Here is an 11,289-nt window from a genome sequence, read left to right as displayed (position 1 = left end):
CACAAATAGCCATCTGAGCATCCGGCATGCTTGTGATTTAAACTGCGGTGCGTTTTATTTATGTAATTGACACACATAATAAAAACGAGAGCACACAATGAGCAAGCAGCATATTAATACCCAATGTATTCATGGCCCGCAAAAAGCAAACGATCCGCATGGCGCACTTACATCGCCTTTGTATCAAACCTCTACCTTTCATTTTGAAAATGCAGCACAAGGTGCCGCACGCTTTGCAGGCGAAGAGCCTGGTTATATTTACACCCGCCTGGGTAATCCAACCACCACCGAACTTGAGCAAAAAGTCGCACAGTTAGAAGGCTGCGAAGCTGCAGCGGCAACGGCCACCGGTATGGGCGCTGTATCGGCATCGGTGTTGAGCTTTTTATCGCAGGGCGATCACCTTGTGGCATCAAGCGCATTATATGGTTGTACGTTCGCATTTTTTGCACACATGTTGCCGCGCTGGGGAATTGAAGTCACTTTTGTTGATATGACCTGCGAGGACGAGCTCCGTGCTGCCATTAAACCTAATTCCAAAATGATATTTGTCGAAACACCCATAAACCCGACAATGGCTGTTATTGATTTAGCCTTAATTGGCGCAGTGGCTAAACAACACAATTTAATTAGTGTGGTCGACAACACCTTTTTAACGCCACTGCTGCAATCGCCTAAGCAGTACGGTATAGATATTATTATGCACAGTGCCACTAAGTATTTAAACGGCCATGGCGATGTAGTCGCAGGGCTTGTGTGTGGAACGCAAGAACACATTACCTTAATAAAAATGACGGTACTTAAAGATATTGGTGCCACCATAAGCCCGCACGATGCATGGCTTATTAATCGCGGCCTAAAAACCTTAGCTATACGTATGGAGCGTCACTGCCAAAGCGCACAAACGGTTGCCGAATACTTAGAGGCGCACTCACAGGTTAATATTGTTTATTACCCAGGGCTTAAATCGCATCCAGGTAACAAATACATAGGTAACCAAATGAAGGCCGCAGGCGGCGTTATTGCATTTGAAATTAACGGCACCCTTGCTCAGGGTGCGCAGTTTATAGATAGCATGAAGCTTTGCACACTTGCTGTAAGTTTAGGCGATGCAGAAACACTCATTCAACACCCCGCATCAATGACACATTCACCTTATACACCCGAGGAGCGTGCAGCTGCAGGAATTAGTGATGGCCTAATAAGGCTCTCTGTTGGGCTTGAGGATGTTAACGACATTATTGCAGACTTAGACCAAGCTTTTGCCACTATCTATTGAGTGTATTTAATTGTGTACGGGTGGGGTGGCCTTTAAGGTCACTGAAATTAAAGGTGTACACAATTTATTCCTTAGGTGTAATCATAAGTGTACACATTGGTTGATCGTGCCAAATGTAGATATACGCTCAACTATTAAACTTCTCTTCACTTTTGCTTAGTATGGCTGCATTAGATATTCATTACTTTTTGAGTATTACACTGACACACATTTAGGGCTTAACCCCAAGAAGGTTATTATGGCTAAAGCAAGTAAATACACCTCCAAAACACCAGACGAAAATGGTGTTATTCACTGGAGCGAAGAAGAAAATAAAATTTGGTCTGAGCTTGTAGCACGCCAACTTGCGTGCATAGAAGGTAAGGCCTGTGATGAGTATATGGATGGGCTTAAAAAAATAAACCTACCACACGATCGTATTCCCCAGTTAAGCGAACTTAACGAGGTGCTACTGGCGACTACTGGGTGGCAAGTAGCCCCTGTGCCTGCGCTTATCGATTTTGATGAGTTTTTTAGATTATTGGCAAATAAGCAGTTTCCGGTAGCTACATTTATTCGTAGCCGTGAAGAGTTTGATTACCTACAAGAGCCTGACATTTTTCATGAAATATTTGGCCATTGTGCCATGCTAACCAACCCTGACTTTGCCGAATTTACACATAAATATGGCCAATTAGGCTATGCTGCGCAGAAAAAAGATCGCGTGTACCTTGCGCGTATGTATTGGTTTACGGTTGAGTTTGGTTTAATGCAAACCGAAAACGGCCTACGTATTTACGGCGGCGGTATTTTATCAAGCCCAGGTGAAACCCAGTACGTGTATTCAGACACACCAGAAATAACGCCTATGAGCGTCATTGATGTGCTGCGTACGCCTTACCGCATAGATATTATGCAACCCCAGTACTACACCATTAATTCGATTCATGATCTGTTTGATATATCGCAAATGGATATTATGACTTTGGTTGAGCAAGCTAAAGCGCTTGGCTTGCACGACCCCAAATTTCCACCAAAAGAACAATTAGCCAGTTAACTTTAATTTAAAAAGAAACGCTAAAGTAAGGATTTAAAATGTCTTCATTAAGTGAACAAAAATGCGAAGCTTGCCACGTAGATGCGCCAAAAGTATCTGACGAAGAGCTTGCACAATTAATTACTAAAATCCCAGACTGGGTACCAGAAGTACGCGACGGCATCATGCAGCTAGAGCGTGTTTATAAGTTTAAAAACTTTAAGCAAGCTATGGCGTTTACTAACAAAGTAGGCGATATGGCAGAAGATGAAGGCCATCACCCTGGTTTATTAACCGAGTGGGGCAAAGTAACCGTAACGTGGTGGAGCCATTCAATTAAAGGCCTACACAAAAACGACTTTATTTGCGCAGCTAAAACAGACGACGTATTTAACGCGCTGTAATTAAAAAATTAATTGAGCAAACCCAAAAGCACTTATTTTTATAAGTGCTTTTTTATTAGCTAAATAAAAGTTATTAGTTGTCAGCTATCAGTGACGAGCTGAACGGCGTTAACTTTATCGCCGTAGGTTGGGTTGAGTGAAACGAAACCCAACAGGGTTATAGTACTCTGTGTCATCTCAATTTTATTGTTTTGTATAAAAGGGTTAGACTCGCAGTTAATCTCTGGAATTTTTTAGGCTTTAAATATGGATTATGTTTATCACTACACTTCTGCAGATGGTTTAAAGGGAATTTTAGAGAGCAAAAGTTTATGGGCTACTAACACAGAGTATCTAAATGATTTTAGAGAAATAAAGCAAGGAATTGATAGAATAAAATCACTCAGAGAGAGTTTGTCTGAGTTTTCACAAATCAAACTCGAAGAAATTTATGCCAAACACAAAAATATACCTTTAGATGTTACCCAAAAAGAAATGCGAAGTAAGGACGTGCATCTCGCAAATCATTTTTTAAATTTTCTATGGAATATAATTGATAATAATACCATTGATGAAATTTATACCACTTCATTTACAACTAAGCGTGATAGCCTAAACCACTGGCTAACTTACGGGTCAGAGCAAACTTCATATTGCATAAAGTTTAATAAAGAAAAGCTATTTGATGATGAGTACTTTAGGCAAAGAAAACTTTTGAGTGGCTATGATGATGTTGATTACCAACCAACTGAGGAAATGCTTCATTCTTTAATTGAAGAACACTATCTGCCTGAGGTTTTAAGTTATGTGTTAGATCCAAATTTAAGTGGAAATGACCTAAATGAAAAATGTGCTATTACTGCAATTGAAATTTTTAATGAAGCGATTTTTAAGATTGCTAGCATAAAAGATCAAGCGTTCGAATATGAAGAAGAGTATCGTTTTACTCTTTTTTACCCTGGTTTAGTCTCATTAAATGAAAATACTGAAAAGGGTTATTTTGATTTTATAGACTCCTCAAATATTGATTTTATAGAGCTTGAAAATGGAGTGAAAGAGTTTTTTCCTTTACGCTACAGAACCCTAAAGTCTGGCATTATAGCCCCATATAGAGCGATACCTTTTCCTAAAAATTCAATTGAAGAGATTATAGTTGGCCCATCAGAGAACAAAGACTTGGCTGTTAAAGGCTTGAGGTCTCTTTTGAGTTCATTAGATTACAATGTAAAAGTTTCTAGCACTGAAACTTCATTTAGAAGAATTTAAAAAGCGCTAATCCCATACGGACTTAGCGCTTTTCTATATACAATTAAAGTTCAGCTAAAACGCTAAGCTTTAATGTGTTGTTGGGTTTCGTTTCACTCAACCCAACCTACGTTTAACACAAATCAACTAAAAGCTTACAGCTTACAGCTAAAAGCTTCTTTTAATCATCAATCGAGCGTAGTAGGGCGTTGATGCCTACTTTTTCACGTGTTTGTTGATCTACTTTTTTCACGATGATTGCAGCGTAAAGGCTGTGGGTGCCATCTTTTGATGGGAGCGCACCTGGCACAACTACAGCGCCTGCTGGTACGCGGCCGTAGTGAATTTCGCCGGTTTCACGGTCATAAATACGAGTGCTTTGGCTAATGTAAACGCCCATTGAAATAACAGCGCCTTCTTCTACCACTACGCCTTCAACAATTTCAGAGCGTGCGCCAATAAAACAGTTGTCTTCAATGATGGTTGGGTTAGCTTGTAGTGGCTCTAAAACGCCGCCTATGCCAACGCCGCCCGATAAGTGTACGTTCTTACCAATTTGTGCACATGAGCCTACAGTGGCCCATGTATCAACCATGGTGCCTTCGTCTACGTATGCGCCAATGTTTACGTACGAAGGCATAAGTACCACGTTTTTACCTACAAAGCTGCCTTTACGGGCTACCGCATTTGGTACTACGCGCATGCCGCCTTGCTGAAATTGCTCCGGCGTATAGTCGCTAAATTTAAGCGGTACTTTGTCATAAAATTGATTTACGCCGTCGTTCATTGGTTGGTTGTCGCGAATACGAAACGACAGTAATACGGCTTTTTTAAGCCATTGGTGTACAACCCATTCGCCTGATATTTTTTCAGCAACGCGGGCAGCGCCGCTATCAAGTAGCTCTAGTGCGTCAATAATCGCTTGTTTAACATCGCTTGATACACTGCTTGGGCTAATGCTATCGCGGTTATCCCAGGCGTTTTCGATCATGGTTTTTAAATCTGACATGGTGTGTCCTTATTCTGTTTCGGCGTTGAATTTTTTACGTAATGCCTGATGAATTTTTGCTTGCTCTTCATCAGTCAGCGCTTGGTATTCGTTATTTGATACGACAAAGAAATCCTCTGCACGTTCACCTACTGTGGTAATGCGGGCAGCATGAATGTGTAATAAATGCGCTTGGAAAACTTCGGCAATTTTGGTTAGTAAACCAGGTATATCAACAGCTTGAATTTCTATTAGGCTGCGATCTTTACGTGCATGAGGGCGCAGCACTATTTTAGGTTTAATATTAAAGTCTTTAAATCGTTGCGAGCGGTTCTTTTTAAAGCGTATTTTTTTACGCGGCTCGTTAAGTGCTTGCTCAAGCCCGCGTTTAATTGATTGTGCGCGGCTACTTGCAATCGGGTCACCGCTTACTTCAAGTATTACAAAATTAAATAGGGCGTAGCCGTCCTTAGTTGTAAGTACTTGCGCGTGTTGTATTTGCGCTTTTTTAGAGCCTATTACACTTACTAAACGGGCAAAAAGTGGCCCTGAGTAGGGGCTATAGGCAAATACTTGCGTGCCGCCGTGCATTGCTTTATCAGAAACAATGACACTGGGTAGGCTTAAGTCTGCGCATTTTAATAGGTGTTCGCTTTGCCACGATATTTGCTGCTCACTAAAGGCAGTAAAGTAATTGGCTTTAAAGCGGCTCCAAATTAAATCAATTTGCTCTTCTGCATAGCCTAAATTAAGTAAGCGCTGTTTAGCTTGGTGCTTTTTATCGCGAATTTGGTCGCGTTGATCCATTGGGTTTTCAAGCCCTAGGCGTAGCGCACGTTGAGTATGTAAGTAGAGTTCGCGCAGTAACGTGTTTTTCCAATCGTTCCATAAGTTGTCGTTGGTTGCGCGAATATCGGCAACGGTTAAACAATATAGGTAGTCGAGCTGGCGTTCTGTTTTTACCCGTGATGCAAAGTCTTTAATAACACCTGGGTCGTTTATATCTTTACGCTGCGCGGTAACCGACATAAGTAAATGGTTACCAACTAACCACGATATCAGTTTGCCATCTGATGACGGGAAGCCATGTAACTTAGAAAATGCAATGGCATCAACCGAGCCAAGCTCTGAGTGATCGCCGCCACGCCCTTTAGCAATATCATGAAAAATACCCGCTAAATAAAGCAACTCAGGCTTATCCATACGGGTTACTATTTCACTACAAAGTGGAAACTCGCTCACTTTAGATTTATCAAAATACTGGTAAATATTATTGATTAATTTATGGGTGTGTTCATCTACTGTGTAGGCATGAAATAAATCAAATTGCATTTGCCCAAATATATTACGCCATTGTGGTAAATACGCAGCCAACATGCCGTGTTTGTGCATTAGCGTAAATGCGCGCCCCATGCCATTGGGATGTTTTACAATGCGCATAAATGCCTCGCGGCATGCGGCATAATCTTGTAAATCACCTAATAGGCGCCTGCGTACTTGCCTAATGGTACGAATAGTACTTGGGTAAATATGGGTAATTTCTGGGTTGTCGGCAATATGTTCAAATAAAACAAAAAGTTGGTCACGCCTAAAAAATACCGAGGGGTTTTTTACTCTAATTTGGTGCCCAACGCGTTCAAAGTCTTTGTCTAACTCAATTACTGGCGCTTCGCTGCTCTCTGGCATAATACTTTCTTCAAAGTACGATAGCAGCATTTGGTTAAGCTCACGCACACGGCTCATTATTCTGAATAAGCGTTTCATCATGCGCTCAACCGAGGCTTTACCATCACTACCAAAGCCAAGTATTTCGGCAGTATGAGGTTGATGGTCAAACAGTAAGCGGTTTTCTGAGCGCCCAGCGGCTAAATGCAGTGCAAAGCGAATATTCCAGAGGTTTTCTAGGCACTCCGAGAGCTCCTGAAACTCCTCATGTGTTAAGTAGCCGTGGCTAATTAGCTCTTGCAGGGTTTCGGCTCTAAAGTGCTTTTTAGCAACCCAAATTATGGTTTGTAAATCACGCAAGCCACCGGGGTTTTCTTTGATGTTTGGCTCTAAGTTGTAAGCTGTACCGTGACATTTTTTATGACGTAGGTTTTGCTCTTGCACTTTGGCCACAAAAAATTCACCTGAGCGCCAAACTGGGGTTTCGATAATATGCGTTTTGAGCTTTTCAAACTCAATGTGGTTACCAAAAATTAGTCGGCTTTCGAGCAAGCTGGTGGCAAAGGTAACGTCTTCACGTTTTTGTTCTATTGCTTGTTCAATGGTACGCACACTATGGCCAATCTCTAAATTGAGATCCCAAAGCATGGTTACAAACTTGCCTATTTTTTCACATATTTGCTCGCTCGGTGGCTGCGTAACAAGCAGTAAAAAGTCAATGTCGGAGTAGGGGTGTAGCTCACCACGGCCGTACCCGCCCACGGCAATAAGGGCCAGATCAGGCTCGTGAGCCAAATCATAAACATGAAACAGTTTAATTAGCAGGCGGTCTATAAACTCTGCCCGGGCATTAATTAAATTACCAACTGGTTGCTTAGAAAACTGATTATGTAACCACTTATAAAAATAGCTAGAACAATCGCGATAATCGCTCAGTTGCTCAGCATCGCTGAGCAACTTTTTTACTTTGTTGGGTAATGCCACGTGGGCTGGCTCCTTATTGAACCGTTCACACTCAATGAGCTATGCTTAATTTAGTGCTGTGGTTTTATTATTAGTGTTCGATAATCCTGTCGATAGTATCATCTGATCGCAGCGTTAAAATTTCAACACCATTTTCAGTCACTAATAAAGTGTGTTCCCACTGTGCAGACAAACTACGGTCGCGGGTAACGACAGTCCATTCATCTTTTAAAAGCTTACACTGGCGCTTACCTGCGTTAACCATTGGCTCAATTGTTAAACACATACCCGCTTTAAGTGTTTCGCCAGTACCCGCTTTACCATAGTGCATTACTTGTGGCTCTTCGTGGAATTCGCTTCCAATACCGTGGCCGCAGTATTCACGTACAATAGAGTAATTGAAGCTTTCTGCGTATTTTTGGATTGCTTCACCAATATCGCCTAAACGCACACCAGGTTTTACCATTTTAATGGCAAGGTACAGGCTTTCTTGTGTTACTTGTGCAAGGCGTTTACCTTGAATGTTTGGCGTACCTACATGAAACATTTTTGAGGTGTCGCCGTGGTAACCATCTTTAATGACGGTTACATCAATGTTGACACTATCGCCATCTTTTAACGGTTTGTCATTTGGGATGCCGTGGCAAATAACGTGATTTACTGAGGTACATACTGACTTAGGAAAACCGTGATAATTTAGTGGCGCAGGGGTAGCATCTTGCACATTTACAATATAATCATGACAAATTGTATTTAGCTCATCAGTAGTCACACCAGGCACTACATGTGGTTCTATCATTTCAAGTACGTCTGCCGCTAAGCGCCCGGCTACACGCATTTTTTCAATTTCTTCAGGGGTCTTGATCACAGCGCTCATTGAGGCTCCAAAGTTGCGTTTTTTAACATTTATCGTCGCACAAATTTTGCACGCGACGTTGAGTATTTAATTTTAATATGGTATAAAGCGCGCCGTCTTTTTACAAATAAATTCTTAAATGATTTTTTGTATTTAAGGCAAACACAATTTTATTTTAACACACACACGTATCGTCACATACACTTGGGTGCATTTGAAGTTTAAATACTTCGGTGTTGGTGCTATGGGATATGTGGAGGCCTAACCCTAAACTACATAGAGGATTTACAAAATGGCAAACGTTTCAATGCGCGATATGCTTCAAGCTGGTGTTCACTTTGGTCACCAAGCACGTTACTGGAACCCTAAGATGAAGCCTTTCATCTTCGGCGCACGTAACCGTGTACATATCATCAACCTTGAGCAAACAGTACCAATGTTCAACGACGCACTTAAGTTTTTATCAAGTGCTGCTGCAAACAAAGGTAAAGTTCTTTTCGTTGGTACTAAGCGCGCAGCAAGCGAAGCAGTTAAAGAAGCTGCTTTACAAAGCGACCAGTACTTCGTTAACCACCGCTGGTTAGGTGGTATGTTAACTAACTGGAAAACAGTTCGTCAGTCAATCAAGCGTCTTAAAGACCTTGAAGTTCAAAGCCAAGACGGTACTTTCGAGAAGTTAACTAAGAAAGAAGCGTTAATGCTTACTCGCGAAATGGAAAAGCTTGAAAAGAGCCTTGGCGGTATCAAAAACATGGGTGGCCTTCCAGACGCTATCTTCGTTATCGATGCTGATCACGAGCACATTGCTATCCGTGAAGCAAACAACCTAGGTATTCCAGTTGTTGCAATCGTTGATACTAACTCTAACCCAGACGGTGTTGATTACATCGTACCTGGTAACGATGATGCTATCCGTGCAATCAACCTTTACACTAGTTCTGTTGCAGCTGCTATCACTGAAGGTCGTGAGAACAACATCGTTGCTCAAGCTGAGAAAGACGACTTTGTAGAAGCTGAGTAATTAGCTGTCATCAAGTCTTCATCTTTATAAGGTGAAGACTTGCTATTCTTGTAGAGCGGTTTACCCGCTTATCTAATACCTGATTTCAGATTTGAGGATTTACTAATGGCTGTAACTACTGCCCTAGTTAAAGAATTACGCGAGCGTACTGGCGCTGGCATGATGGATTGTAAAAAAGCGTTAACTGAAACTGATGGCGACATCGAGTTAGCAATTGAAAACATGCGTAAGAGCGGTGCTGCAAAGGCTGCTAAAAAAGCAGGTAACATTGCTGCTGAAGGTACTATCATCATCAAACAAAACGACGGTGTTGCAGTACTTGTAGAAGTTAACTGTCAAACTGACTTCGTAGCTAAAGATGCAAGCTTCTTAGCATTCGCTAACAAAGTTGCAGATTCTGCGATTGCAGAGACTACGTCTATTGAAGACTTACAAGCTAAGTTTGAAGAAGACCGCGTTGAGCTAGTAACTAAAATTGGTGAAAACATCAATGTACGTCGTCTTCAGTACATCACTGGTGAGCAACTAGTTGAATACCGTCACGGTGAGCGTATTGGTGTTGTTGTTGCAGGTGTTGCTGATGAAGAGACACTTAAGCACATTGCAATGCACGTTGCTGCTTCAAACCCAGATTACCTAACTCCAGATGACGTACCTGCTGATGTTGTTGAAAAAGAAAAGCAAGTACAAATCGACATCGCGATGAACGAAGGCAAGCCTGCTGAAATCGCTGAGAAGATGGTTGTTGGTCGCATGAAGAAATTTACTGGTGAGGTTTCTCTTACTGGTCAAGCTTTCATCATGGAACCTAAAAAATCTGTTGGCGAAATTCTTAAAGAGAAAAACGCAACAGTTACTGGCTTTGTACGTATGGAAGTTGGTGCAGGTATCGAGAAGAAAGAAGAAGATTTTGCTGCTGAAGTTGCTGCTCAAATTGCAGCTGCTAAAGGCGAGTAAGATTAACTATTTGTGATGCATAAGGAAATTAGATGCCATTAAAGTACTATTTGCTTTTGCGTCACGCTTAGAAATTCTTTAAAATAACCGCGCTTTTATGTTTATCATAAGCGCGGTTATTTTTTACCCATAATTTAATAAAAAGTTGGCCCCAATATTATGACTATCAATCGTAAACCTATTTTTAGACGTGTTCTTCTCAAATTAAGTGGTGAAGCTTTAATGGGAGACGAAGGCTTCGGCATCGACCCTAAAGTATTAGATCGTATGGCCCAAGAAATTAAAGAGCTGGTAGAACTCGACGTAGAAGTGGGTTTAGTTATCGGCGGTGGTAACTTTTTACGTGGTGGATCACTTGCAGAAGCTGGTATGAACCGTGTAGTGGGTGATCACATGGGGATGCTTGCAACGGTCATGAATGGCCTTGCAATGCGCGATGCGCTACACCGTGCATTTGTTAATTGTCGTTTAATGTCGGCAATCCCATTAAACGGTGTATGTGATGCATACAACTGGGCTGAAGCTATTAGCTTATTAAAATCTGGCCGCGTTGTTATTTTTTCGGCGGGTACAGGTAACCCATTCTTTACTACCGATTCTGCTGCGTGTTTACGCGGTATTGAAATTGAAGCCGACACGGTAATTAAAGCCACTAAAGTGGATGGCGTATTCAGTGATGATCCGGTTAAAAACCCAGATGCCACGCTTTACCGTCACTTAAGCTACAATGAAATCATTGATAAAGAATTAAAAGTAATGGATTTAGCGGCGTTTACACTCGCTCGCGATCACAATATGCCATTGAGCGTATTTAACATGAATAAATCAGGCGCTTTAAAACGCGTAATTATGGGTGAAGAAGAAGGCACGCTTATCTCTTCACAAGCCTCAGATGAAGTAATCAAATAATTAGGATT

10 protein-coding genes are annotated in these 11,289 nt (G+C 41.6%); 7 read left to right on the top strand and 3 right to left on the bottom strand.

Annotated features, from left to right (window positions below; translation table 11 throughout):
- The first annotated feature begins 97 nt into the window (after nt 1-97).
- The 4 genes from megL (at nt 98) to QUE46_RS11410 (ending at nt 3,943) form a co-directional block, all read left to right on the top strand.
- Entirely contained in the window at nt 98-1,279 is a 1,182-nt protein-coding gene (megL, locus tag QUE46_RS11425) for a methionine gamma-lyase (RefSeq protein ID WP_286244870.1), read from the top strand.
- Between the two features lie 238 nt (nt 1,280-1,517).
- Nucleotides 1,518-2,315 carry a phenylalanine 4-monooxygenase gene (gene phhA, locus QUE46_RS11420; RefSeq protein WP_286244869.1) on the top strand — a complete coding sequence of 266 codons (798 nt, stop codon included), beginning with the start codon at nt 1,518-1,520 and terminating at the stop codon, nt 2,313-2,315.
- A 38-nt stretch (nt 2,316-2,353) separates the two neighbouring features.
- Nucleotides 2,354-2,698, top strand: coding sequence for a 4a-hydroxytetrahydrobiopterin dehydratase (locus tag QUE46_RS11415; RefSeq protein ID WP_055016173.1), 345 nt, complete (start codon nt 2,354-2,356; stop codon nt 2,696-2,698).
- A gap of 246 nt (nt 2,699-2,944) precedes the next feature.
- The gene (locus tag QUE46_RS11410; RefSeq protein ID WP_286244868.1) at nt 2,945-3,943 is read left to right on the top strand and encodes a DUF2971 domain-containing protein; all 999 of its coding nucleotides are present in this window, start codon (nt 2,945-2,947) and stop codon (nt 3,941-3,943) included.
- 160 nt (nt 3,944-4,103) lie between these two features.
- Here the strand turns inward: QUE46_RS11410 and dapD are convergent, their stop codons facing one another.
- The 3 genes from dapD to map form a co-directional block, all read right to left on the bottom strand.
- Nucleotides 4,104-4,931, bottom strand: coding sequence for a 2,3,4,5-tetrahydropyridine-2,6-dicarboxylate N-succinyltransferase (gene dapD / locus QUE46_RS11405; RefSeq protein WP_024033809.1), 828 nt, complete (start codon nt 4,929-4,931; stop codon nt 4,104-4,106).
- 9 nt (nt 4,932-4,940) lie between these two features.
- Nucleotides 4,941-7,559 carry a [protein-PII] uridylyltransferase gene (glnD, locus tag QUE46_RS11400; protein WP_286244867.1) on the bottom strand — a complete coding sequence of 873 codons (2,619 nt, stop codon included), beginning with the start codon at nt 7,557-7,559 and terminating at the stop codon, nt 4,941-4,943.
- Between the two features lie 70 nt (nt 7,560-7,629).
- A complete protein-coding gene (gene map, locus QUE46_RS11395) occupies nt 7,630-8,448 on the bottom strand; it encodes a type I methionyl aminopeptidase (RefSeq protein WP_286247752.1) in 819 nt (272 codons plus the stop codon).
- Nucleotides 8,449-8,686: 238 nt separating this feature from the next.
- Between map and rpsB the strand changes: the two genes are divergently transcribed.
- The 3 genes from rpsB to pyrH all read left to right on the top strand — a co-directional run bounded on the left by rpsB (nt 8,687) and on the right by pyrH (nt 11,281).
- Nucleotides 8,687-9,415 carry a 30S ribosomal protein S2 gene (rpsB, locus tag QUE46_RS11390; RefSeq protein ID WP_286244866.1) on the top strand — a complete coding sequence of 243 codons (729 nt, stop codon included), beginning with the start codon at nt 8,687-8,689 and terminating at the stop codon, nt 9,413-9,415.
- 105 nt (nt 9,416-9,520) lie between these two features.
- On the top strand, nt 9,521-10,372 hold the full coding sequence (gene tsf / locus QUE46_RS11385) for a translation elongation factor Ts (protein WP_286244865.1): 852 nt from the start codon (nt 9,521-9,523) through the stop codon (nt 10,370-10,372).
- Nucleotides 10,373-10,531: 159 nt separating this feature from the next.
- On the top strand, nt 10,532-11,281 hold the full coding sequence (gene pyrH / locus QUE46_RS11380) for a UMP kinase (RefSeq protein ID WP_055016168.1): 750 nt from the start codon (nt 10,532-10,534) through the stop codon (nt 11,279-11,281).
- The last annotated feature ends 8 nt before the right edge of the window (nt 11,282-11,289 follow it).

It is taken from the genome of Pseudoalteromonas sp. MM1 (assembly GCF_030296835.1).
Taxonomy (GTDB): domain Bacteria; phylum Pseudomonadota; class Gammaproteobacteria; order Enterobacterales; family Alteromonadaceae; genus Pseudoalteromonas.
Note: the sequence above shows the minus strand (reverse complement) of the source record. Positions and strands in the feature narration are given on the sequence as shown.